The sequence below is a fragment of the Bradyrhizobium sp. USDA 4472 genome (assembly GCF_054058595.1).
In genome coordinates this window covers 1,966,775-1,989,958 of record NZ_JBSSAM010000001.1, presented here as the reverse complement: position 1 = coordinate 1,989,958, position 23,184 = coordinate 1,966,775, and the positions used below count along the sequence as shown (strand labels likewise).

Sequence of the window (23,184 nt, the reverse complement as noted above, 5' to 3'; positions counted from 1 at the left end):
AACGTTCGCATGTCGCGGTGCAAGGTGGCTTCTCGTGAAGTAGGCCCCTTGCGACCCATGTCCATGTTTAAGAAATCGGTAAGCTCGCTCCTCCTGGTGTTGATGGCTCTGCTGGCGGCCGGCGCGCTCGCCTCTACGGCGATCCAGATGGTCGGGGCCTTCGGCCGCTACAGCGACAGCCTCGAGACCGCGAGGCTGGCCGCCGCGGACAAGGCGATCTTTCATGGCGTGCTGGCGCTGCGCAGCAATCGCGGCGACGCCCAGAGCGCGCTGCTCGGCGAAGACGACGCGCGTCCCAAGCTTGCCGAGGCCGAGAAGGCGGAGCAGGGTGGCTATGATGGCGTCAGCGCCGCGATGGCCAGTGTCAACTTCGTCCGGCGCGACGAGCTTGCGAGCACGCTGAAGCAGCGCTGGGGCGAGGCCGCGCCGCAATTCCAGCTGTTCTACGACGAAGCCAGGCGTCCCCGTGCCGAACGCAAGATCGAGCGCACCGACTCCTGGTACGACGCCGTCTCCAAGGTCATCGACACCGCGAATCTCGCCTCCACCGCGGTGTCGAACCGCGCCTGGATGGACGATCCCTTCATTGCCCGCATGATCCAGGTCCGACGTCTCGCCTGGCAGGTGCGCGACCGCTATGGAATCCATTGTTCGGCATTGCGCTCGAACGTCAACAGCAGCAAGCCGCTCGACGACGCCCAGAAGCGCGCGCTGGCGCAATGGGACGGCACCATCGCTTCCGCCTGGTCCGGCATGGACGAGCTGTTGGCCTCGCCCGACGTGGCCGCGGAGTTGATCGGCGCCGCCACGGAGGCGCGAGGCAAGACGGACGGCGTGCTCAGGCAGATCGGCGATCTCACCAAGAATTTCGACGGCAGCGGCAAGCCGGCGATGGCGGCGGCGGACTGGAATGTGCTGTGCCAGTCGCCGTTCCCGCTCATTGTCGGGATCGCGACCAAGGCGCTCGACCAGTCGATCGCGCGCGCCGAGACCGTCCAGGCCAAGGCGCTGACCAATCTGATCGTGCAGTCGCTCGCGTTCCTGCTGGCGCTCGCCGTGACGCTCGCCGGTGTCTATGTCGTGCGAAATCGCCTGATGCGTCCGGTGCGCGCCATTCTCGACGCGATCGCCCGGATCAGCGCGCGCGACTACGCAACGTCGGTTCCGCAACCCCGCTATCCCGACGAGTTCGGCACCATGGCCGCCGCGCTGGAAAGCCTGCGCGAAAGCGCGGCCACCGCGGAACGTCTTGGCCGGGAACGCGAATCGCAGCAGGCGATGCAGCTCGCCCGCTCGGGCACCGTCGACGAGGCGTGCCGTAGCTTTGACGAAACCGTGCAGGCGGTGATTCAAAGCGTCGCGACATCGGCCAAGGAGCTCGATGCGACCGCGACCGACGTGCGCACGTTGGTGTCGGAATCGAGCAGCCAGACTTCCGCGGTCTCGTCCGCCGCCGAGCAGGCCACCAACAATCTCGAAAGCATCGCGGCCGCGACCGAGGAGCTTTCGGCCTCTGTCGGCGAGATCTCCGCGCAAGTGCAGTCCAGCGCACGTGATGCGCGCGAAGCGGTGTTCCAGGTCGAGCAGACCAATGCCACCGTCGAAATCCTCGACCAGACCGCAGGCCGCATCAGCGAAGTCGTGAAGATGATCCACGCCATCGCCGGCCAGACCAATCTGCTCGCCTTGAACGCCACGATCGAGGCGGCCCGTGCCGGCGAGGCCGGCCGCGGCTTTGCGGTGGTTGCCGGCGAGGTCAAGAGCCTCGCCTCGCAGACCGCGACCGCGACGGAAGAGATCTCGCGCCAGGTGGAGGAGATCCAGGGCGCGACCGGTCAGGCGGTCGCCGCCATCCGTTCGATCGGCGGCGCCATCAGCGGCATCGACGAAAAGATGACCGCCATTGCCGCCGCCGTCGAACAGCAGCGCGCGGCCACCACCGAGATCTCGCGCAACTTCCAGCATGCCGCCCAGGGCACCCGCGAGGTCACCGATACCATCGGCAGCGTGGCCCAGCTCAACCAGGAGACCGGCAATGCCGGCACGGTGCTGTTCCAATCCGTGACCAAGATGTCGGCCGACGCCGACCGCCTCCGTGTCGCGGTCGAGGGCTTCCTCGGCGCCGTAAAGTCCGCCTAAGGCTTCCATTCCCGGCTCGACGGAACGCGGATCGGCATTGCCGCGCCTGCCTGCGACCTGTAAATGGTAGCGGTACCAAGCTCTAACGACGGGACTACAGGGAGATAATTTCGATGCCGGTCACCCCCCACAAGGCCCAGCGCCCCTATCGCGGCGTGTTTCCGGTCGCCCCCACCATCTTCGACGAGCGCGGCGAGCTCGATCTCGAGGGCCAGCGTCGCTGCATCGATTTCATGATCGATGCCGGTTCGAACGGCATCTGCATCCTCGCCAATTTCTCCGAGCAATTCGTGCTGACCGATGCCGAACGCGAGAGCGTGATGCATGCGGTGCTGGAGCAGGTCGCCGGCCGCGTGCCGGTGATCGTCACCACCACCCATTTCAGCTCGGCCGTGTGCGCGGCGCGGGGCCGGCAGGCCGAGGCCGCCGGTGCGGCCATGGTCATGGTCATGCCGCCCTATCACGGCGCCACGTTCCGGGTGCCTGAAAAGGGCATCGTCGAATTCTTCAAGGTGCTCTCGGGCGCGATCAACATCCCGATCATGATCCAGGACGCGCCGGTCGCGGGCACGCCGCTGTCGGTCGAGCTGCTGGCACGGTTGGCGCACGAATTCTCCAATATCCGCTATTTCAAGATCGAGGTGCCGGGCGCGGCGTCAAAGCTCCGCAGCCTGATCGAGGCCGGCGGCAAGGATATAGAGGGTCCCTGGGACGGCGAGGAGGCGATCACGCTGATGGCCGATCTCGATGCCGGCGCGACCGGCGCGATGACCGGCGGCGGCTATCCCGACGGTATCCGCCAGATCATCGATCCCTATTTCGCGGGCGATCGGGAGAAGGCCAAGACCGCCTATGAACGCTGGCTGCCGCTGATCAATTACGAGAACCGTCAATGCGGTCTGATCGCCTGCAAGGCGATGATGCAGGCCGGAGGCGTGATCAAGTCCGACGCGGTCCGCCATCCGCTGCAGCCGCTGCATCCCGCGACGCGGGCAGGACTGCTCGAGCTCGCCAAGGAGCGCGACGCGTTGGCGCTGCGCTGGGGAAAGTAATCCAAAGTCTCCGCCGTCGTCCCGGCCTTTGCCGGGACGACATTGAGAATGCCGCGCAAGCCGCGCTAACTCGCCAGCGTCCACTCGCCAATGACGCGAAACCTCGTCTTCGCGTCATCCTGCTTGAACAGCGTGATGCGATCGATCTCGAGCGTGTCGAGACCGAGCCCCGCAAACCGCGCCCGCAACATCTCCAGGATCGGCCCGCGCCGATCCGCATCCAGCCGCCCCGTCACGGTCATGTGGAAGCGGAACTCCTCCATCACGTAGGGATAGCCCCAGCGATCGAGATAGTCGCGCTGCCGCTCGCTGAGCCTGTCGGGCCTGCGCCGCGCGCGGTCTTCCGCCGTCAGTGGTGGACGGAAGCAATCGAAATCGCGGGCGCAATCGGCGGCAAGCTTTTCAAGCGCATCGACCGGCTCAGCCGGGATCACAGCAATGAAGCCACTGATGGCACCGACCACAGGACGGATCACCGGAATCGGCCGGGCCTTGCCGGCAAATGCGGCACACGCCGCCGAGAGCTCCGCTTCGGTCCTGCCCGCCGCCAGCGCCATCGGCGCCTTGAGCGTGCCGTGAAAGCCGTATCTGCGGGGATCGGCGGTGATGTCGCGCCAGTCAGGTGCAACGCGTAAGGCGTCGCCGGCAAAGGGTGGCTCCTCGCCCGTATAGGCATCATAGCCGAGCAGCTCGGCGCCAAAGCGCGACAGCGCGCTGTCTGCGCCGGCGGCAAAATAGATCGCGTAGCGGGGGAAACCTGTCATTTCAGGAGCATAGCCAATTTAGGCCGCAACGACAGTCTCGCGCGGCGCCGCTGCTGTGCCGATCAGCCGGGTCGCATCGGCGAGATGCACGAGCTTGCCGGCTGAGATCACCGCGACCAGCCGCGGCCGCAACGGCGCACTGTCGTCGACGAGCAGGATGTCGGCACGAAGGCCTGTCGCGAGCGTGCCGCGATCGGTCAGCCCGGTGGCTTCTGCCGGTGCCGACGAGATCAGCTTCCAGGCTTCGGTCAGCGGCAGCACGCCCTCGGCGGCCACGCGGAAGGCCGCGAGCAGCGGCGCCGGATAGTAGTAGTCGGAGGCCAGCACCGAGCAGAGGCCCTTCGCGATCATGTCGGACGCCTTGGTCCAGCCGGTGTGGCTGCCGCCGCGCACGACATTCGGCGCGCCGTAGACGATGGCGTCGCCGGCAGCCGCGGCCTCGCGCGCCGTCTCCTCATTGATCGGAAACTCGGCGAGCTTCACGCCCATGTCGCGAAATGACTTGCGCATCGCCGGCGTCGCATCGTCGTGCGAGAGCATCCGCACGTCGGCCGCGCGGGCCACTGCTGCGAGCCGGTTGATCGACGCCGGAACATCGGCGGCGCGCGAGACGATATGCGTGACGAGCTTGTCGAAGTCTTCGCTCGACAGGCCGGTGCGTTCCACCATGCGGTTGCGCTTGCGTGAATTGGAGATGTCGGCAACGACCCCGTCCATGTGGTCGTTGAAGGCGAACAGGTCGACGCGGCCCTCTCCGAGCCACTGGCTGATCTCATCTTCGGCATCGAGATTGTAGGTCTCGTGGCGCAGATGAAAACGGGTATCGGCGGCGAAGCGCGGACGCTGCCGCTCGATCGCCTCGAGCAGGCGCCTTGCATTGTCGCCGCTGCGCAGGCCCGGCTCCCGCGACCAGGTGGTGGCGTGGAATACCGTGGTGATGCCGTTACCGATGACCTGGCGGTCGGTGTCGTCAAGCGCGACGTCGATCGGGAACTCGACGCCGGCGCGCGGCATCATCTGCCGCTCGAAGGCGTCGCCGTGCAGATCGACGATTCCAGGCAGCACCAGAAGATCGCGCGCATCGATCGCCAGCCGTGCCCGGCCGCGGGATGCATCGATCTGCGCGATGTCGGTTCCTGAAACTGCGAGGGAAGTTTCGGCGAGCTCGGAGCCGATCAGCGTCCGGCCACCCTCGATGAAAATGTCTGTCACGCGACCGCGCTTCGTTTGCTGGAAGGGAAACTTGCCCCTGCTTCGTATGCTCCGAGGAAATCTTCAATCGCGAGCTTGCGGAAATCGGGCAGCGCTTCACGCAATTTGTCGTGATCCCAGTCCCACCATGCCAGCTTGGCAAGCCGCCCGGCAATCTCTTCCGAGAACCGGCGGCGGACGATGCGCGCGGGATTGCCGGCGACGATGGCATAGGCCGGCACGTCCTTTGTGACGATGGCGCCGGCTGCGATGACCGCGCCTGTGCCGATGTTGCGGCCCGGCAGCACGATCGCGCCATGGCCGATCCAGACGTCGTGGCCGATATGGACATGATGCTGGCGTCGCCACTCGAAAAACTCGCTGTCGTCGCTCTCGCCGGGAAAGTAGGCGCTGGAGCGGTAGCTGAAATGCGCCTGCGTGGCGCGGTGCATCGGATGATTGCCGGGATTGATCCGCGTCATCGCCGCGATCGAGCAGAACTTTCCGATCGTGGTGCAGGTGATCTGCGCGTCGTTGACGACGTAGGAGTAATCGCCCATCGCCACCTCGTGCAGGATCGTTCGCGCGCCGACCTCGGTGTAGGCGCCGAGCCTGACCTCGTGCAGTTTCGCCGAAGGATCGATGGTCGGCTCGACCGAAAGCACCTTGGTCATGTTGTATCCGAAATTTCGAGGGCGGGCGCTCGTCTTCGAGCGGCCCGATGACATCATCATGACGATACAATGACAGGGGATGAGCTGTGTTGGATCGCCGCACCGTCGTGCTCATGTCACACGAGTGTCAACCGCCGGCGCTAGCGGTGGGCTCCAGCTACTCTGGAGCGCTGCATGCTGGTGGTTGAAGGTCTGACGTGCCGGTTCGGCGCAAAAGCCGCGGTGGACGACGCTTCGTTTCAAATCTCGCCCGGCGGCTTCGTCGGTGTGATCGGGCGCTCCGGCGCCGGCAAGTCCACCTTGCTGCGGACCATCAACCGTCTGGTGACGCCGACGCAGGGCCGCATCCTGTTCGACGGCCTCGACGTCACCGCGCTGCGTGGCAAGGAGCTGCGGCAGTGGCGGGCGCGCTCGGCCATGATCTTCCAGCAGTTCAACCTGGTCGGCCGGCTCGACGTGCTGACCAATGTGCTGATGGGTCGTTTGGCAACCATGCCGGCCTGGCGCTCGCTATCGCAGGTCTGGCCCGAGCAAGACAAGGCGCTGGCGATGTCGGCGCTCGAACAGTTCGACATCGCCGCGCTCGCCGCCCAGCGCGCCGACCAGCTCTCCGGCGGCCAGCAGCAGCGCGTCGCCATCGCGCGGGCGCTGGTGCAGCAGCCGGACATCATCCTCGCCGACGAGCCGATCGCCTCGCTCGATCCGCGCAACACCAAGATCGTCATGGACGCGCTGCTGCGCATCAACAAGCACTTCGGCATCACCGTGATCTGCAATTTGCATTCGCTCGATCTGGCGCGCAGCTATTGCGACCGTCTGATCGGTATGGCGCAGGGGCGGGTGGTGTTCGATGGCGCCCCGTCCGCACTGACCGACCTCGTCGCGCGTGAGCTCTATGATCTCGAAGCCGCCGAAATCATGGGCGGCGCGCCTGCGCCGGCGCCCGAGGGCGTCCCGGCGCTCGGAAGGGCCGCGGCTGCCTGAGCCGCGCCGCATCCATTATTGCCAGTCTTGCGTCAACCGATCCTATCACATGAAGAGGACATCATGATCACTCGCAGACTCATTCTCGCCGGCGCAGCCGCGCTGACCTTTGCCGGATCCGCCTCCGCCGAAGACTGGAGGACGAAATATCCGGAGATCACCTTCGCCGCGATTCCGGCCGAGAACGGCTCGGGCGTGACCGAGCGCTATGCCCCCTTCATCAGCTATCTGTCCAAGGAGCTTGGCATCAAGGTCACACTGCGTGTCGCCAACGACTACGCGGCTCTGATCGAGGGCCAGCGCGCCGGCAACATCCAGATCGGCTATTACGGTCCGGCTTCCTTTGCGCGTGCCCGCCTCACCGGCGTGAAGACCGACGCCTTCGTCATCGACGTCAATTCCGACGGCTCGAAGGGCTACTACTCGGTGTTCTACGTGTTGGCGAAATCGCCGTACCGGAAGATCGAGGATCTCAAGGGCAAGAACCTCGGGCTGGTCGATCCGAACTCCACGTCCGGCAACAACATGCCCCGCTTCAAGCTGAACGCGATGGGGATCGATCCCGATGCCTATTTCTCCAAGGTCGTCTTCACCGGCAGCCACGAGAACGCCGTTCTCGCGCTCGCGCAAGGAACCGTCGATGTCGCCGCCAACTGGTGGAACGCCGACGACGATTCCAACCTGACCCGCATGCTCAACAAGGGCATGGTGAAGTCGGCCGACGGCACGCCGATGAAGAAGGAGGATTTCCGCATCATCGTGAAGTCCGACCTCATCATCAACTCGCCCTATGCCTATCTCAGCGATCTGCCTGACGACATGAAGGCCGCGATCAAGAAGGCCTTCCTCGATGCGGCGACGAAGGACCCCGAGGCGTTCAAGAAGCTCTCCGACGGCAAGAACAAGCCCTGGGAGCCGGTCGCCACCGACGATTACAACAAGACCATCGAGCTGATCAAGTTCGTCGACAATCTGCGCAAGAAGGCGTCCTGACCTCGTCGGGACATGTACTGGAGCCGGGTCGAGGGACCTGGCTCTGTTCTTGATGGATCTGTCTGTGCTGGATCTGTGCCTTCGATGACGATTGCGGTTTCGATCCTTCCCGAGCAGCAGCTCGCCGCCCTCAACGCCGCCTATCGCAAGGCGGTCGCACGCAAGCGCTTGCGGCTGCTGGCGGGCCTCGCCGTCTTCGTCGTCGCGCTGATTGTGGCCTCGATCGGCGCCGAGGTGAATTTGCGGACGTTCTTCAGCTATTTCGGCAACTTCGTCAGCTATTTCGACCGCATCCTGACCCTCGATAGCGGCGAGCGGGTCTGGACCAATCCTGGCGAGTGGTTCTGGGGCTGGCACAAATGGCTGAGACTGCTCGGCGAGACGCTGCTGATCAGCTATGTCGGCACGCTGATCGGCAGCGTTTTCGCCTTCGCGCTGAATTTCTTGTCCGCTGAGAACACCTCGCCCGCGGCCTGGCTGCGCTTCACGGTGCGGCGCTTGCTTGAATTCGCGCGCACGGTGCCCGGCATCGTGTTTGCGTTGATCTTCGTCATGGCCTTCGGCCTCGGTCCGGTCGCGGGTGTGCTGGCGATCGCGATCCACTCGACCGGCGCGCTCGGAAAACTGTTCTCGGAGATCGTCGAGAATGCGGACATGAAGCCTGCCGAAGGTATCCGCTCCACCGGCGCGAGCTGGATCTCCTGCATGCGATTTGCGATCCTGCCGCAGGTCTCGGCGGGCTATGCCAGCTACGCGCTGCTGCGCTTCGAGATCAACGTTCGTGAAGCTTCTGTCATGGGCTTTGTTGGCGCCGGCGGCATCGGGCAGGAGCTGATCGTCGCGATCCGTAAGTTCTACTACTCCGATGTCAGCGCCATCCTCGTCACCATCATCGTCACGGTCTTCCTGATCGACATCACCACCGGCTGGGTGCGCGGCCGCCTGTTTGGCAGGGAGGCGCGAAATTGAGCAAGCCGCCTGAAGTGAACACTGCGGAGTTCCGCGCGCGCTATCCCGACGTCTTCGACCGCCCGGCGTCGTCGCGCCTGGCGACGCCGATGATGCTGCTCGCTGCGCTAGCGATCTTCGTGTTCGGCCTGGTCGATCTCGATTTCTCGCCCTCGCGTTTCATCTCGGGGCTGAGCCAGCTCGGCTGGATCGGCATGATGATGATGCCGCCCGATCCCGGCTCGTCGCTGCCGCTTTATCTGAAAGCGCTGGGCGAGACGCTGTCGATCGCGCTGCTCGGCACCACGCTGGCCGCACTGATGGCGCTGCCGGTCAGCCTGATTGCGGCGCGTAATATCGTGCCTGAAATGGTCCGCTTCCCGGTGCGGCGGTTCCTCGATTCGATCCGCGGCGTCGACACCCTGATCTGGGCGCTGGTCTGGATCAACGTCGTCGGGCTCGGCCCGTTCGCCGGCGTGCTCGCGATCGCGGTGTCGGATTTCGGCGCCTTCGGGAAGCTGTTTTCGGAGGCGATCGAAGGCGCCGACCAGAAGCAGGTCGAGGGCATCCGTGCCTCCGGCGGCGGCGTGCTGCACGAGATCCGCTTCGGTTTGATGCCGCAGGTGCTGCCTGTCATCGCCGGCCAGGTGCTCTACTTCATCGAGTCCAACACGCGCTCGGCAACCATCATCGGCATCGTCGGCGCCGGCGGCATCGGCCTCCAGCTCGCCGAGCAGATCCGCGTGCTGGAATGGCAGAAGGTATCCTTCCTGATCCTGATGATCCTGGTCGCAGTCGCCGCGATCGATTTCATCTCGGGCAAGCTGCGCTTTGCGATCATTGGGCGGCGGGCCGTAGCCTGAGCCTTCCCTACGGCTCCACCAGAAACTCCACCCGCTCGGCTGCAAACCGCGAGTGCTTGGTCAGCAGCGGCTTGCCGCCGAGATCGAGATCCGTCGCATCGACCACCAGGATCGGCCGCCCCAACGGCAGATCGAGCCGCGCGGCGTCGGTCGCGTCCACGATGCCGGCCGTGATCCTCGTGGCGCCGCGGCGGTAGTCGCTGATACCGTAATGCTCGAGCATCTTCGTCATCGAGCGCGTGGCGGCAAACACCGTGCCGGCGTCGGGAAACCACTCTGCCGACAGCCAGGTGGTGGAGACGCAGATCGGCCTGCGATCGGCGAGGCGGATGGCTTCGATCCTGACCAGCGGCGCGCCTGTCTTCAATCCGAGCTCCCGCGCGAACTCCCGCGTTGCGACGTCCTCCGACGCCTCGATCATCCTTCCATGCGGCTCGCGGCCGTCGGCGCCGACGATCTCCGAGAAGCGCGTGCGCGAGCGCAGGGGATAAGCGAGCTTCTGCGCCTCGACATAGGTTCCGCTGCCGCGCTCGGCGCGCACGATGCCGCGGTCGGCGAGCGCCGCCAGCGCGCGCCGCACGGTGTGGCGGTTGACGCGATAGGTTTCGGCGATCTCCATCTCGCCCGGCAGCTTGTCGCCTGTGGCAAAACGGCCGTCGGCGATGCCGCGCTCGATGCCGTCGGCAACGAGGCGCCACAGCGCGACGCCTGAAGAGGCGGTGTCCTGCATGCTCATGTCGGCGATCAGCCTAGCCCGAAAATCACACGTTTGTCACGAAACGGTCATGGCGTTTCCGTATCAAGTTGTCTAGTATCATAGACAACTTGAGTTCGACAAGAGTCGGTGGATTCGGTGACCCAGCACAACACCCAGCAAGCCCAGCGCCAGGCCGCCATGGCTGTGCTGGCGCATGCGGAGGCGGGCGAGATCGCCGCCCGCCTGCGCATGATCTCCTTGCCCGGCCATCAGGAGTTACGCGCGCCGGAGAACGGCCTGGTGATGTTGCGCGGCCGGATCGGTGGCGATGGCGCGCCGTTCAATCTCGGCGAGGCGACGGTGTCGCGCGCCGCCGTGCGGCTTGCGAGCGGCGAGGTCGGCTTCGGCTACACGCTCGGGCGCGATGGCGAGAAGGCGCGGCTGATCGCGCTGTGCGACGCGCTGGTGCAGTCGCGCGATTTTGGCGCGGCTGTCGAGCGCGACGTTATCGCGCCGCTGCGCGAGCAGCTTATGACGAGACGCAGGCGCGCGGCGGAAGAGACCGCTGCGACGAAGGTTGATTTCTACACCATGGTGCGCGGTGAAGGGTGAGGCCATGACCACGATTGCGGAACTGCCGCCGGGGTTCGCCGACAAGGTTTTGTCGGCGCAATCGACCTTTCGCTCGGTCATGGATGCGATGGCGCGGCCGGGCTCGGTCCAGCGCATCCTGCCGATGGCCGGAACACCTGAGACGATGATGCGTGGCACCGCCGCGATCGCGCTGACGCTGTTCGATCATGACACGCCGCTCTGGCTCGATGCTCGGATGGCGGAAAGCCCCGACGTCCTGAAATGGCTGAAGTTCCACAGCGGTGCGCCGGTGGTGCAGGATGCCTCCATCGCGGCGTTCGCTCTGATCAGTGACGGCGGTGCGTTGCCCCCGTTCGAGCGCTTCGCGCTCGGCACCAACGAATATCCTGACCGTTCGACCACGGTGATCATCCAGGTCGAAAGCCTGGACCGAGGACCGGGCTTCGAGCTGCGTGGCCCCGGCATTGACGGTGCCGCGACGCTTCAGGCCACGATCAAGCCCCCCGACCTGTTCGAACGTCTTCGTTGCAACGAAACCCTGTTTCCGCGTGGCATCGACGTGCTTCTGGTCGCCGATGATGCCGTGGCTGCGATCCCGCGCACCACGCGAGTCCTGGGCAAGGGAGGCTAGAGGCATGTATGTCGCAGTCAAGGGTGGCGAACGCGCCATCGAGAACGCTCATCGCCTGCTCGCCAATGCCAGGCGCGGCGACCAAAGCGTTGCGGAAGTCACGCTCGACCAGATCTCTGAGCAGCTTGGGCTCGCCGTCGATCGCGTCATGAGCGAAGGTTCGCTCTATGACCGCGAGCTCGCAGCGCTCGCGATCAAGCAGGCCCGTGGCGACCTGATCGAGGCGATCTTCCTGGTTCGCGCCTTCCGCGCCACCTTGCCGCGCTTCGGCGCCAGCGAACCGGTCGACACCGGCGCGATGAGGGTGCAGCGGCGGGTGTCGTCGACCTTCAAGGATATTCCCGGCGGTCAGATCCTCGGCCCCACCTTCGACTATACGCATCGCCTGCTCGATCCCTCGCTCGCCGGCGGCTTCGTGCCGGAAGCGCCGGCCCTGGCCGAGGCCTCGACGGCGCCGACGCCGCGCGTGACCGACATTCTCGGTCGTGACGGGCTGATCGAGACTTCGCCGCAGGCCGAAGACGGCGCCAGCGTCGGTGATCTCACCCGCGAGCCGCTGAACTTTCCGGCGGACCGCGATCTGCGCCTGCAAAATCTCGCGCGTGGGGACGAAGGCTTTCTGCTGGCGATGGGCTACTCCACCCAGCGTGGCTATGGCCGCAACCATCCCTTTGCCGGTGAGATCCGCTTCGGCGAGGTCGAGGTCGAATTCGCAGCAGAGGACGTCGGCTTCGCCGTGCCGCTCGGTTCGATCGAGCTGACCGAGTGCCAGATGGTCAACCAGTTCAAGGGCTCGGCGAACGAAGCGCCGTGCTTCACCCGCGGCTATGGCCTGGCCTTCGGCCAGAGCGAGCGCAAGACCATGTCGATGGCACTGGTCGACCGCGCGCTGCGTGCCCGCGAGCTCGGCGAAGAGGTCGGAGCTCCGGCGCAAGATGAAGAATTCATCATGTCGCATTCGGACAACGTCCAGGCGACCGGTTTCGTCGAGCATCTGAAGCTGCCGCATTATGTCGACTTCCAATCCGAGCTCGGCCTGTTGCGCAAGCTGCGCAAGGAATTCGCCGAAGCTTCTGCCGAAGCCAATGCGGCCGATGCCATGAAGGAGGCCGCGGAATGAACGCGCCCGCCTACAATTTCGCCTATCTCGACGAGCAGACCAAGCGGATGATCCGCCGTGCGATCCTCAAGGCGATCGCGATTCCCGGCTATCAGGTGCCGTTCGCCAGCCGCGAAATGCCGATGCCGTATGGCTGGGGCACCGGCGGCGTGCAGGTGACGGCCGCGATCCTGGGACCGCAGGACGTGCTGAAGGTGATCGACCAGGGCTCGGACGACACCACCAATGCGATCTCGATCCGAAAATTCTTCGCCAAGACGGCCGGCGTCGCGACGACGACTTCGACCGAAGAGGCGACGGTGATCCAGACGCGCCATCGCATCCCCGAGGCGTCGCTGCTTGCGAACCAGGTTCTGGTCTACCAGGTGCCGATCCCGGAGCCCTTACGCTTCCTCGAGCCGCGCGAGACCGAGACACGGCGCATGCATGCGCTCGCCGAATACGGGTTGATGCATGTGAAGCTCTACGAGGACATCGCCCGCTTCGGTCACATCGCGACCGCCTACGCCTATCCCGTGAAGGTGAATGCGCGCTACGTGATGGACCCGTCGCCGACGCCGAAGTTCGACAATCCCAAGATGGACAATTGCCCGGCGCTGCAATTGTTCGGCGCCGGCCGCGAGAAGCGCATCTACGCGATCCCGCCCTATACGAAGGTGGTGTCGCTCGATTTCGAGGACCACCCGTTCGAGCCCTATCGCTTCAACGCGCCCTGTGCGCTATGTGGCGCGGAAAGTTCCTATCTCGACGAGATCGTCACCGACGACAAGGGCAGCCGCATGTTCGTCTGCTCGGACACCGACTATTGCGAGGGCCGGCAGGCCGCCGGCCATCACGGTGCCCTGAGTGCTGCACCCTACAAGGACAAGGCGCAGGGGAAAGCACAAGGGAAAGCAAATGGCTGATTTCGATACGCTCGAAGCTGATCAGCCGCTGCTGACCGCCGATAGCCTCAGCAAATCCTACGGCCGCATCGCCGCGTGCCGCGACGTGTCGTTCTCGCTCTATCCCGGCGAGGTGCTGGCGATCGTCGGCGAATCCGGTTCGGGGAAGTCGACGCTGCTGCAGCTGCTGTCAGGTCAGCTCGCCGCCAGCGGCGGGCAGGTGTCCTATCGCATGCGCGATGGCGTCACGCGCGATCTCGCCGCGCTTGGCGAGGCCGAGCGGCGTCTGCTGTTCCGTACCGATTGGGGTTTTGTGCACCAGGATCCGGCGCAGGGCCTGCGCATGGCAGTCTCGGCCGGCGCCAATGTCGGCGAGCGGCTGATGGCCGTGGGCTGGAACCACTACGGCCGGATCCGCCAATCCGCCTCCGACTGGCTGACCCGTGTCGAGATCGACGTCGCGCGCATCGACGATGCGCCGCGCACCTATTCCGGCGGCATGCGCCAGCGTCTCCAGATTGCGCGCAACCTCGTCACCGGGCCGCGGCTGGTGTTCATGGACGAGCCGACCGGCGGACTTGATGTGTCGGTCCAGGCCCGCCTGCTCGATCTCTTGCGCAATCTCGTCGCCGAACTGCATCTCGCCGTCGTCATTGTCACCCACGATCTCGCGGTTGCGCGGCTGTTGTCGCATCGCGTGATGGTGATGAAGGGCGGCAGCGTCATCGAAACAGGTCTGACCGACCAGGTGCTGGACGATCCGCGCGAGCCCTACACCCAGCTCCTCGTCTCCTCGATTTTGCCGCCATGAGCCTTCGAACAAGAGCCTGCCTATGACCGTCATGATCGATATCGCCGACGCCAGAAAGACCTTTACGATGCACCTGCAAGGCGGCATCGAACTGCCTGTCGTGCGCGGCGTGACCTTCCAGGTCCAACGGGGTGAATGCGTGGTGCTCTCAGGTCCATCGGGCGCCGGCAAATCCTCGATCCTGAAGATGATCTTCGGCAATTACCGCTGTGATTCCGGCCATATCGGCATCCGCCATCGCGGCTCGCTCATCGATCTCGCCACCGCCGAGCCGCGGCGGGTCCTCAACGTTCGTCGGACCACCATCGGCTATGTCAGCCAGTTCCTGCGCGCGGTGCCGCGCGTTGCGACCATCGACGTCGTCGCCGAGCCGCTGATCGTCAACGGCCGCAGCCGGGCCGATGCACAAGCGCGCGCCGGTGAGCTGTTGCATCGCCTCAACATTCCCGAGAGGCTTTGGCAGCTGCCGCCCGCGACGTTCTCCGGCGGCGAGCAGCAGCGCGTCAACATCGCGCGCGGCTTCATCCCGGACCTGCCGATCCTGCTGCTGGACGAGCCGACCGCATCGCTGGACGCCGCCAACCGCGCCGTCGTGGTCGAGCTGGTCGCCGAGAAGAAACGCCAGGGCGTCGCCATGGTCGCCATTGTCCATGACGACGAAATCCGCCATTTGATCGCCGACCGCATCGTCGACGTCACCAGCTTTGCCGCCGCGGCCTGAAGGACATGGATATGAAGCCGAAGGACATTGTGATCGCCAACGCCAGGATCGTGCTGGCTGACCGGGTGATCGAGCAGGGCTGGCTTGCTCTCGCGGACGGACGCATCGCCGAAATCGGCGAGGGCAGGGCGCCCGCAGGAGCCGAGGATGCCGGCGGCGACCTGATCATGCCGGGTCTGATCGAGCTCCACACCGATCATCTCGAGGCGCATTACGTGCCGCGTCCAAAGGTGTTCTGGAATCCGGTCGCCGCTGTCGTCTCCTATGACGGCCAGCTCGCGACCTCGGGCATCACCACTGTGTTCGATTCGCTCCGGGTCTGGCGCGAGGATGGCGCCGAGGAGGTCGATGGCCGCGCCGGCGTGCTCGCCGCCGCGATCACGGCTGCGCGGGATGGCAATCTGCTGCGCGCCGACCACTTCCTGCATTTGCGCTGCGAAATCCCGATGCCGAGCGTGGTGGAAGAGGCCAGGGAGCTGATCGACCGGCCTGACGTCAAGCTGATATCGCTGATGGATCACACGCCCGGCCAGCGCCAGTTTCGCGACGAAGGCAAGCTCCGCGACTATTACCGTGGCAAGAACGGCGGAAAGACCGACGCCGAGCTCGACGAGCTCTTTGCCAGGCGCTTCGAGTACCAGAAGCAATATGCCGCGACCAATATGCGCAAGATCGTGGCGCTGGCGCACCAGTACAGGATTCCGCTGGCGAGCCATGACGACACCACGGAGGAGAACGTTGAGGATGCCGTGCGTGACGGTGTCGCGGTGGCGGAGTTCCCCACCACGATCGAGGCCGCGCGCGGCCTGCACCATGCCGGCATCGACATCCTGATGGGCGCGCCCAATGTCGTGCGCGGCGGTTCGCATTCCGGCAACATCGCCGCGGCCGATCTCGCCCGCGAGGGCCTGCTCGACATCCTGTCGTCGGACTACATCCCGTCCAGTCTGCTGCTGGGCGCGCTGCAATTGCCCGAGCATGCGCCGTCGATCAGCCTGCCGACCGCCGTTCGAACCGTGACGAAGGCACCCGCCGATGCGGTTGGCCTCACCGATCGGGGCGAGATCGCGATCGGCAAGCGTGCGGACCTGATCCGCGTGCATGTCGCCGGTAGCGTTCCCGTGGTACGCAGCGTCTGGCGTGAAGGGGGCCGCGTCGCATGAGCGAGACCGTCGCGACGGCGCAGGGCGCGGCGGACGCGATCGGTCCCGGCCGGCTCGTGCTCGTCGTCGGCCCGAGCGGCGCCGGCAAGGACACGTTGCTGCGGCTCGCGCAGGCGGCCTGTGTCGACGATCCCGACGTCGTCTTCCCGCGCCGCGTCGTGACGCGCGCATCCTCCGCCGACGAGGACAACATCGCCGTGAGCCCCGACGACTTCGCCCGTGCGCGCGATCACGGCGTTTTCGCCGTGCATTGGGACGCACACGGGCATTCCTATGCGCTGCCGCGGGAGATCAATGACGACATCCGCGCGGGCCGCACCGTGGTGGTCAACGTCTCGCGCACGGTGATCCGCGCGCTGCGCCGGACCTATGCCAACGTTGCCGTGGTCGCGATCACGGCGCCGCCCGACGTGCTGGCGCGGCGTCTTGCCGCGCGCGCGCGTCACAGCGACGGCAACATCGCCGATCGGCTCACACGCAGCGTCGACGATGCCTCGGCCAATGCCGATCTGACCATCCTCAACGCGGGCAGCGCGGACTATCACAGTCGTCAGCTTGTGCGCGTGATCAGGAATGAGTGCTGGCACGATTAATCGCCGGCAGAACAGGAGAGAGCGGAATGACGGTGATCAAGACGGTCGAGGAACTCGAAGCCATCTATGGCGCCACCAATGACGCCTCGACCGTCAAGGTCGCCGACCACGTCACCCCACTCTACCGCATCTTCATCGAGAAGGCGCCTTTCGCGGCGCTGGCAACGATCGGACCCGAGGGCATCGACTGCTCGCCGCGCGGCGATCTCCCCGGCTTTGTCCGCATTCACGATCCCAAGACATTGATGCTGCCGGATCGCCGCGGCAACAACCGGGTCGATTCGCTGCGCAACATCGTGCGCGACCCCCGCGTGTCGTTGATGTTCCTGATCCCCGGCTCCGGCAACGCGGTCCGTGCCAACGGCCGCGCGCATCTCTCGGTCGATCCGAATCTGCTCGCTTCGTTCAGGGTCGAGGGCAAGGCGCCGCGCAGCGTCATGGTGATGAGCGTGGACGAGATCTACTTCCAGTGTGCCCGCGCCATCGTCCGCTCCGACCTCTGGAATCCCGACAAGCGCATCGATCCGAAGACGCTGCCGACGCCGGGCCAAATCCTCGCCGAGATGAGCCAGAACAAAGTCGGCGGCGCGGAGTATGACCGCATCTGGCCGGAACGCGCTGCCGCGACGATGTGGTGAGCGCTGCTCTCTCGTCCCCCTCGCCCCGCTGGCGGGGCGAGGTGAAGAGGCAGCCCGCGTGAGATGAATCCGCCTGTCAGTGCGTGCAGTGAGAGAAGCGCCTCAGCGCGCCCGCCGCAAAATTTGGATAGCCATTTCATTGACCAAAGGCGCTGATCGCTCGATATTCGGAGCGTCGAAACTGCTCCTCGAGCCGAAGCCGCCACATGAGAACCGATCAGCAGCGCAATCAGAACGACACGCATGAATGCGTGACGCGGCGCTGTTTCTCGGCGGCATCAGGCGCCTGTTGTTGTTGCTGACGGTCTTCTAGCAACCTTCCATATCGCTATGTCCACGACAGGAACGCCGAGACTTCGGCGAATGAGCAGTCATGTCCCAAGCCCAACAGCAAGCCAAGTCCAACGCCTACATCATCGAAATCCACGATCGCGCCGCCGGCGTCGTCACTCGCACTGAGCGCGGCTTCCGCTTCTTTTCCTCCGAGCGTCTGTTCGCCAGTCTCGAGGGCCGTCAATTCCGCTCTGCACGCGAGGCCGAGCGCGCTGCACGTGCCGTGTTCTCCGAGCGGAACCGGCGCGTGAAGTCTTCACCCCTCACCAACTGAAAGGACCGCAACATGATCGCACGACGACAACTCCTGGCCGCAGCGCTGCTGCTCACCACCGCTATCACTGTGCCCGTGCGGGCGGAGGACAAGCCGGCGGAGATCCGCATCGGCACTCAGAAGGGTGGCTTCTTCCCGGCTGTGCGCCAACGGCAGACGCTCGAAACCGCATTCAAGCCGCTCGGCATCGAGGTCAAGTGGATCGACTTCCAGTTCGGTCCGCCCCTGCTGGAAGCGATCAATGTCGGCAGCGTCGATTTCGGCTTTGTCGGCGACACCCCGCCGATCTTCGCGCAGGCCGGCGGCGCCAGGATCCGTTATGTCGCGGCCGTGAAGTCCGAAGGCGACAATCAGGCCATCGTCGTGCCGAAGGACTCACCGATCAAGACGATTGCCGATCTCAAAGGCAAGCGCGTCGCCTTCGGCAAGGGATCGAGCGCGCATAATCTCCTGGTCGCATCGCTCGAGAAGGCCGGCCTGTCCTGGTCCGACATCACTCCGGCGCCGCTCGCGCCGGCGGACGCGACAGCAGCCTTCGTCAAGGGCTCGGTCGACGCCTGGTCGATCTGGGACCCGTATCTCGCGCTCGCCGAATTGAAGGAGAATGCGCGCGTTCTGGTCTTCGACAAGGACGTTCACAAGCCGAACGCCTTCTACATCGCCAACACCGATTTCGTCGAACGATATCCCTCGCTGGTCGCGAAGCTCAACACGACCTTCGCGGCTGAAGGCGGCTGGGCGAATTCCCATCATGAGGAGGTGGCGAAGGCGCAGGCGGAGGCAACGGGTGTGGAGATCGAGGCCATCAGGCGCTTCGTGAATCGATCCACCTACAACGTGGTGCCGCTCGATGCCGAGGTGATCAAGACGCAGCAGGCCATCGCCGACCGCTTTGCCAAGCTCGGCCTGATTCCGAAGCCGGTCAACGTCTCCGACATCGCCTGGAAGTGGACGCCGGGCTCCTGAGTCGGGAGCTAGCCCCTGAGCGCCGCCAGTAGTTCATCCGGGCGCTCGGCCATAATCATATGGCCGGCGCCCGGCACCACGACGGTCTTGGCGTGCGGGATCGCCGCCGCGAGAGCCTTGCCGGCCTTCACGGGTGTCATCATGTCCCGCTCGCCGAGGATCACAGTCGTCGGCACCTTGACGCTCGCGGCCGCGGTCAGTGCATTCGCGTAGGCATTGCAGGCCGACAAATCCCTGAACAGCACGCCCGGTTCGCAAGCCTGAAGCACCGCCTGTGCGCCGCCATGCATCCACAGGCCGGGCGCGAGGCTGCCGCCGAGCTCGGCGCTAAAGCCGAGGCCCCAGATCGAGACCATGTCGTTGGCGTCCTGCGAGTTGGCTTCGGCAGCCTTCAACAGATCCGCGCCGACAGTCATGGTTGCAGCCGTGCCGATCAGGCTCAGCGCGGAGACTTTGTCGGGGTGACGCGCGGCGGTCTCGAGCGAGATCAGCGATCCCATGGAATGGCCGATCAAATGCGCTTTCGTAGCTCCGGACGCATCGAGCAGCGCCGCGGTCCAGTCGGCCATCTCGGCGATGCTTGTGAGCGATGGTCCGGCGGAGCGGCCGTGACCCGGCAGATCAGGTGCGAGCACGCCAAAACCGTGATGGGCGAACCAGCGCGTATGCAGGGCCCAGGTCGCATGATCGAAGCCGGCACCATGGATGAAGACGACCGTAGTCAACGATTTGTCGAACTCGCGGCCGCCGGTTGCGACAAATATCTCGGTGCCGTTGACGGAGAGCTTCATCGTGTCAAACCTTCTGCGATATGCGCAGCGCCTGCGCGAGATCGTCGATGATGTCGCTGGCCGTCTCGATGCCGACCGATAGCCGCACCAGCTCTTCGCCGATGCCGGCGGCCTTGAGCTGCTCGGCGTCCATCTGCTGATGCGTGGTGGAAGCCGGGTGGATCACCAGCGTCTTGGCATCGCCGACATTGGCGAGATGGCTGATCATGCGCAGGGACTCGATGAACTTGCGGCCTGCAGGCCGGCCGCCCTTGATACCGAAGGAGACGATCGAGCCCGCGCCGCGCGGCAGCAATGTTTTTGCGAGCTGATGGTCGGGATGGTTCTCCAGCGACGGATGCAGCACCCAGTCGACGGCCTTGTTCGACTTCAGCGCGTCCAGCACAAGATGTGTGTTCTGCATGTGGCGATCCATGCGCACGCCGAGCGTCTCCACGCCCTGCAAGAGCTGGAACGCGTTGGTCGGCGACAGGCAGGCGCCGAAATCGCGCAAGCCTTCGGTGCGTGCGCGCATGATGAAGGCCGCGGTGCCGAACTGCTCGTCGAAGACGATGCCGTGATAGCCGCCATAGGGCTCGGTGAGCACGCCGAACTTGCCCGACATGCGCCAGTCGAAGCGGCCGCCATCGACGATGGCGCCGCCGATCGCGATGCCGTGGCCGCCGATCCATTTGGTCGCCGAATGCATGACGATGTCGGCGCCAAGCTCGATCGGCCGGCTCAGATAGGGCGTGGCAAAGGTGTTGTCGATCAAGAGCGGAATTTTCGCCTCATGCGCGATCGCGGCGACCTCAGGGATGTCGAGCACTTCCAACCCGGGATTGCCGATGGTCTCGCCGATCACCAGCTTCGTGGTCGGCTTGATCGCCTTCCGGAACGCGTCATGATCGCGCGGCTTCACGAAGCTCGTGGTGATGCCGAAGCGCGGGAGTGTGTGCGCCAGCAGGTTGATGGTGCCGCCATAGAGCGAACTCGACGCCACGATGTGGTCGCCGGCGTTGAGCAGCGTCGCGATGGCCAGATGCAGCGCGGCCATGCCGCTCGCGGTGCAGATTGCGCCGACGCCGCCCTCGAGCGCCGCGAGCCGCTCCTCCAGCACACCGGTGGTCGGATTGGAGATGCGCGTGTAGATGTGGCCGGCGCGCTCCAGGTTGAACAGCGCCGCGGCGTGATCGGAATCCTGGAACACGTAGGACGTGGTCTGGTAGATCGGCACCGCGCGGGCGCCGGTCGCGGGATCCGGATGCTGGCCCGCATGCAGGCTCAGGGTCTCGAAGGCGGGCGGTTTTGGCGCGGGCATGCGTGGCCTCGTTGGTCGGTCGGCGGAGGTCGCCCTTGTGCCACAGAATGGCGCTGGAAGTCAGCCCATTGACAGGGTCGCCTAATCGCGACAGGCGCGATCGCGCTCACACCACGGGCTGCACCGCCAGCCGATCCCGCACCTCGGCTGCGATCTCGAACGATCGCAGACGCGCGGCGTGATCGTAGATCTGGCCCGTGGTCATCAGCTCGTCCGCCGCAGTGTCGGCGATCAGCGCCTTCAGCTTGTCTTCGACAACAGCAGGCGAGCCGACGGCGGTGCAGGCCAGCGACTGCGCGACGCCGGCCTTCTCCGCCGGCGACCACAGCGCGTCCATGTCGTCGACCGGCGGCGGCAGCTGGCCGGGCGTGCCGCGGCGCAGATTGATGAACTGCTGCTGCAGCGAGGTGAATAAGCGCTGCGCCTCGGCATCGCTGTCGGCGGCGAACACGTTGACGCCGACCATCGCATACGGCTTGTCGAGCTGCGCCGAGGGCTCGAACCGCGCACGATATTCGCGCAGCGCCGGCATCATCATCTGCGGCGCGAAGTGGGAAGCAAAGGCAAAGGGCAGCCCGAGCATGGCCGCTAGCTGGGCGCCGAACATGCTGGAGCCCAGGATCCAGAGCGGCACCTTCGTTCCCATGCCGGGCACGGCGCGGATGGTCTGGTTCGGCTTGACGTCGCCGAGCAGGGCCTGCAACTCCAGCACGTCATGGGGAAAGTTCTCGGCGGCCGTCGCGAGGTCGCGCCGCATCGCCCGCGCAGTGAGCTGGTCGGTGCCCGGCGCACGTCCGAGGCCAAGGTCGATCCGGCCGGGATAGAGCGATTCCAGCGTGCCGAACTGCTCGGCGATCACGAGCGGCGAATGGTTCGGCAGCATCACGCCGCCGGAGCCGACGCGGATCGTCTTGGTGCCTCCCGCGACATGCCCGATCACCACCGAGGTCGCGGCGCTCGCAATGCCGGTCATGTTGTGATGCTCGGCCAGCCAGAACCGTTTGAAGCCCCAACGTTCGGCATGCTGCGCAAGATCGAGCGAATTGCGGAAGGCCTGCGCGGCGTCGGAGCCCTGCCTGATCGGCGCGAGGTCGAGCACGGAGAAGGGAATCATGAAGGAGCTACCGGATGAAGGCGCGGGAGGCGCGCCGGGGCCTCACATATAGGAACCGGGTCAGGAAATGTTAGCGCAGAGAAACGCTTCGATGTTCATCGTCAAGTCGGGGTCAAGTCGGCTCGGCTGGCGGCGAGCAAGCGGTCGAATGCGGGGAGCGCAATCCCGATTTCCGTTCTGAAGCCTGGCGGTTTCTTCGGCGAGATGACGCTGATCGAAATGCAGAATCGCTCCGCCACGATCGTCGCGGAGTCCCGACCCTGCTGAACGAACTGACGGCCCAGAAGCTCTGCGGCTGCGACAAGGCCGACATCCACACCTATGTGATCGTCCTGCAAAACATCAATCGCGAGCCATGCCGGCGGCTTCGCCGCGCCGAGGCCCGCTTCATGGGCCACCAGCTAGGGGACGACGATCGATCGCCCGCGCGGAAACGCCGAAGAGACTGCCGGGCAGAACTCGGCAGCCTCTTTCTTCACGTGGCGGGAATGTCAGCGTCGACGACGGGTGGGATCATTGCTCCCGCCGGGACGAATAGTCTGGGGGCCGCCTAGGCCGCTGCTGCTTGCGCCCTGGCCGGCTGCGCCGGTGCCGGATGCCGCATTGCTGCCGCCAGCCCCCATGCCGGTCGTGCCGCCCGTTCCGTTGCTGCCTGCAGAGCCGGCTGCGCCAGCTCCCACGCCGGCACCGCCTGTTCCAGCGCCGGCGCCCGCACTGCCCGCACCGCCGGCGCCGCCCGACTGCGCGTGGGCGAAACCGATCGACGCACCGGCAAGCAACGCGCACATGGCCATCGAAAAAATTGTCTTCCGCATTTTTCAGCTCCATTGAGGTTGTGGCCGTCAACCGAAGCTGCCTGCTGACGTTCCTAAAGAACTGCTGAGAGGAGCTTTCGCAAGCCGTTAGGAACGATCTCGCGTCACGACGGATTGGTGCTTGCCGTCGG

General features: G+C 65.4%; 25 protein-coding genes and 1 pseudogene. 18 read left to right on the top strand and 8 right to left on the bottom strand.

Annotation, left to right across the window (positions count from 1 at the left end; genetic code table 11):
• Window positions 1–57: 57 nt before the first annotated feature.
• A complete protein-coding gene (locus ACVWZ4_RS09020; protein ID WP_456740133.1) occupies window positions 58–2,139 on the top strand; it encodes a methyl-accepting chemotaxis protein in 2,082 nt (693 codons plus the stop codon).
• Window positions 2,140–2,252: 113 nt separating this feature from the next.
• Window positions 2,253–3,191 carry a dihydrodipicolinate synthase family protein gene (locus ACVWZ4_RS09015; protein ID WP_456740132.1) on the top strand — a complete coding sequence of 313 codons (939 nt, stop codon included), beginning with the start codon at window positions 2,253–2,255 and terminating at the stop codon, window positions 3,189–3,191.
• Window positions 3,192–3,256: 65 nt separating this feature from the next.
• On the opposite strand, the gene ACVWZ4_RS09010 is transcribed toward ACVWZ4_RS09015, so the two are convergent.
• From ACVWZ4_RS09010 to ACVWZ4_RS09000, 3 genes are read right to left on the bottom strand one after another with little or no spacing between them, the layout of a single operon-like run.
• Complete coding sequence (locus tag ACVWZ4_RS09010; RefSeq protein WP_456740131.1) at window positions 3,257–3,955, bottom strand: DUF1045 domain-containing protein; 699 nt, start codon at window positions 3,953–3,955, stop codon at window positions 3,257–3,259.
• An 18-nt stretch (window positions 3,956–3,973) separates the two neighbouring features.
• Window positions 3,974–5,167, bottom strand: coding sequence for an alpha-D-ribose 1-methylphosphonate 5-triphosphate diphosphatase (locus ACVWZ4_RS09005; RefSeq protein WP_456740130.1), 1,194 nt, complete (start codon window positions 5,165–5,167; stop codon window positions 3,974–3,976).
• On the bottom strand, window positions 5,164–5,820 hold the full coding sequence (locus ACVWZ4_RS09000; protein ID WP_456740129.1) for a transferase hexapeptide repeat family protein: 657 nt from the start codon (window positions 5,818–5,820) through the stop codon (window positions 5,164–5,166). Before ACVWZ4_RS09000 ends, ACVWZ4_RS09005 begins: the two co-directional genes overlap by 4 nt.
• 174 nt (window positions 5,821–5,994) lie before the next feature.
• Between ACVWZ4_RS09000 and phnC the strand changes: the two genes are divergently transcribed.
• The 4 genes from phnC (at window position 5,995) to phnE (ACVWZ4_RS08980) (ending at window position 9,608) form a co-directional block, all read left to right on the top strand.
• The gene (gene phnC / locus ACVWZ4_RS08995; protein ID WP_456700972.1) at window positions 5,995–6,804 is read left to right on the top strand and encodes a phosphonate ABC transporter ATP-binding protein; all 810 of its coding nucleotides are present in this window, start codon (window positions 5,995–5,997) and stop codon (window positions 6,802–6,804) included.
• A 63-nt stretch (window positions 6,805–6,867) separates the two neighbouring features.
• Complete coding sequence (gene phnD / locus ACVWZ4_RS08990) at window positions 6,868–7,797, top strand: phosphonate ABC transporter substrate-binding protein (protein ID WP_456700973.1); 930 nt, start codon at window positions 6,868–6,870, stop codon at window positions 7,795–7,797.
• Between the two features lie 84 nt (window positions 7,798–7,881).
• On the top strand, window positions 7,882–8,766 hold the full coding sequence (phnE, locus tag ACVWZ4_RS08985; RefSeq protein WP_456740128.1) for a phosphonate ABC transporter, permease protein PhnE: 885 nt from the start codon (window positions 7,882–7,884) through the stop codon (window positions 8,764–8,766).
• A complete protein-coding gene (phnE, locus tag ACVWZ4_RS08980; protein WP_456740127.1) occupies window positions 8,763–9,608 on the top strand; it encodes a phosphonate ABC transporter, permease protein PhnE in 846 nt (281 codons plus the stop codon). Before phnE (ACVWZ4_RS08985) ends, phnE (ACVWZ4_RS08980) begins: the two co-directional genes overlap by 4 nt.
• Before the next feature lie 7 nt (window positions 9,609–9,615).
• On the opposite strand, the gene phnF is transcribed toward phnE (ACVWZ4_RS08980), so the two are convergent.
• The gene (gene phnF / locus ACVWZ4_RS08975; RefSeq protein ID WP_456740126.1) at window positions 9,616–10,344 is read right to left on the bottom strand and encodes a phosphonate metabolism transcriptional regulator PhnF; all 729 of its coding nucleotides are present in this window, start codon (window positions 10,342–10,344) and stop codon (window positions 9,616–9,618) included.
• A 108-nt stretch (window positions 10,345–10,452) separates the two neighbouring features.
• On the opposite strand from phnF, the gene phnG reads away from it, so the two are divergent.
• The 11 genes from phnG (at window position 10,453) to ACVWZ4_RS08920 (ending at window position 19,033) form a co-directional block, all read left to right on the top strand.
• Window positions 10,453–10,917 carry a phosphonate C-P lyase system protein PhnG gene (phnG, locus tag ACVWZ4_RS08970; RefSeq protein ID WP_456736490.1) on the top strand — a complete coding sequence of 155 codons (465 nt, stop codon included), beginning with the start codon at window positions 10,453–10,455 and terminating at the stop codon, window positions 10,915–10,917.
• A gap of 4 nt (window positions 10,918–10,921) precedes the next feature.
• Window positions 10,922–11,530, top strand: a complete 609-nt coding sequence (gene phnH, locus ACVWZ4_RS08965; RefSeq protein ID WP_456700978.1) for a phosphonate C-P lyase system protein PhnH — start codon at window positions 10,922–10,924, stop codon at window positions 11,528–11,530.
• Between the two features lie 4 nt (window positions 11,531–11,534).
• On the top strand, window positions 11,535–12,650 hold the full coding sequence (locus ACVWZ4_RS08960; RefSeq protein ID WP_456740125.1) for a carbon-phosphorus lyase complex subunit PhnI: 1,116 nt from the start codon (window positions 11,535–11,537) through the stop codon (window positions 12,648–12,650).
• Entirely contained in the window at window positions 12,647–13,555 is a 909-nt protein-coding gene (locus ACVWZ4_RS08955; protein WP_456740124.1) for an alpha-D-ribose 1-methylphosphonate 5-phosphate C-P-lyase PhnJ, read from the top strand. The genes ACVWZ4_RS08960 and ACVWZ4_RS08955 overlap by 4 nt, the downstream gene beginning before the upstream one ends.
• Window positions 13,548–14,345: a phosphonate C-P lyase system protein PhnK gene (phnK, locus tag ACVWZ4_RS08950; RefSeq protein ID WP_456740123.1), complete on the top strand. Its 798-nt coding sequence runs from the start codon at window positions 13,548–13,550 to the stop codon at window positions 14,343–14,345. Before ACVWZ4_RS08955 ends, phnK begins: the two co-directional genes overlap by 8 nt.
• Window positions 14,346–14,367: 22 nt before the next feature.
• Complete coding sequence (phnL, locus tag ACVWZ4_RS08945) at window positions 14,368–15,066, top strand: phosphonate C-P lyase system protein PhnL (RefSeq protein WP_456740122.1); 699 nt, start codon at window positions 14,368–14,370, stop codon at window positions 15,064–15,066.
• A 5-nt stretch (window positions 15,067–15,071) separates the two neighbouring features.
• Window positions 15,072–16,229: an alpha-D-ribose 1-methylphosphonate 5-triphosphate diphosphatase gene (locus ACVWZ4_RS08940; RefSeq protein WP_456740121.1), complete on the top strand. Its 1,158-nt coding sequence runs from the start codon at window positions 15,072–15,074 to the stop codon at window positions 16,227–16,229.
• Window positions 16,226–16,822: a phosphonate metabolism protein/1,5-bisphosphokinase (PRPP-forming) PhnN gene (gene phnN, locus ACVWZ4_RS08935; protein ID WP_456740120.1), complete on the top strand. Its 597-nt coding sequence runs from the start codon at window positions 16,226–16,228 to the stop codon at window positions 16,820–16,822. The genes ACVWZ4_RS08940 and phnN overlap by 4 nt, the downstream gene beginning before the upstream one ends.
• A gap of 26 nt (window positions 16,823–16,848) precedes the next feature.
• Window positions 16,849–17,460, top strand: coding sequence for a pyridoxamine 5'-phosphate oxidase family protein (locus tag ACVWZ4_RS08930; protein ID WP_456740119.1), 612 nt, complete (start codon window positions 16,849–16,851; stop codon window positions 17,458–17,460).
• 373 nt (window positions 17,461–17,833) lie between these two features.
• The gene (locus ACVWZ4_RS08925) at window positions 17,834–18,067 is read left to right on the top strand and encodes a hypothetical protein (RefSeq protein ID WP_456740118.1); all 234 of its coding nucleotides are present in this window, start codon (window positions 17,834–17,836) and stop codon (window positions 18,065–18,067) included.
• Between the two features lie 12 nt (window positions 18,068–18,079).
• A complete protein-coding gene (locus ACVWZ4_RS08920) occupies window positions 18,080–19,033 on the top strand; it encodes an aliphatic sulfonate ABC transporter substrate-binding protein (protein WP_456736484.1) in 954 nt (317 codons plus the stop codon).
• Window positions 19,034–19,041: 8 nt separating this feature from the next.
• Here the strand turns inward: ACVWZ4_RS08920 and ACVWZ4_RS08915 are convergent, their stop codons facing one another.
• The 3 genes from ACVWZ4_RS08915 to ACVWZ4_RS08905 all read right to left on the bottom strand — a co-directional run bounded on the left by ACVWZ4_RS08915 (window position 19,042) and on the right by ACVWZ4_RS08905 (window position 22,238).
• Window positions 19,042–19,824: an alpha/beta fold hydrolase gene (locus tag ACVWZ4_RS08915; RefSeq protein ID WP_456740117.1), complete on the bottom strand. Its 783-nt coding sequence runs from the start codon at window positions 19,822–19,824 to the stop codon at window positions 19,042–19,044.
• 4 nt (window positions 19,825–19,828) lie between these two features.
• On the bottom strand, window positions 19,829–21,124 hold the full coding sequence (locus ACVWZ4_RS08910) for an O-acetylhomoserine aminocarboxypropyltransferase (protein WP_456736483.1): 1,296 nt from the start codon (window positions 21,122–21,124) through the stop codon (window positions 19,829–19,831).
• 106 nt (window positions 21,125–21,230) lie between these two features.
• The gene (locus tag ACVWZ4_RS08905) at window positions 21,231–22,238 is read right to left on the bottom strand and encodes an LLM class flavin-dependent oxidoreductase (RefSeq protein ID WP_456736482.1); all 1,008 of its coding nucleotides are present in this window, start codon (window positions 22,236–22,238) and stop codon (window positions 21,231–21,233) included.
• Between the two features lie 111 nt (window positions 22,239–22,349).
• On the opposite strand from ACVWZ4_RS08905, the pseudogene ACVWZ4_RS08900 reads away from it, so the two are divergent.
• Window positions 22,350–22,651 (top strand): annotated as a pseudogene (locus ACVWZ4_RS08900) (cyclic nucleotide-binding domain-containing protein); the annotation flags it as partial.
• Between the two features lie 78 nt (window positions 22,652–22,729).
• On the opposite strand, the gene ACVWZ4_RS08895 reads toward ACVWZ4_RS08900, so the two are convergent.
• On the bottom strand, window positions 22,730–23,053 hold the full coding sequence (locus ACVWZ4_RS08895) for a hypothetical protein (RefSeq protein ID WP_456742318.1): 324 nt from the start codon (window positions 23,051–23,053) through the stop codon (window positions 22,730–22,732).
• Between the last annotated feature and the right edge of the window lie 131 nt (window positions 23,054–23,184).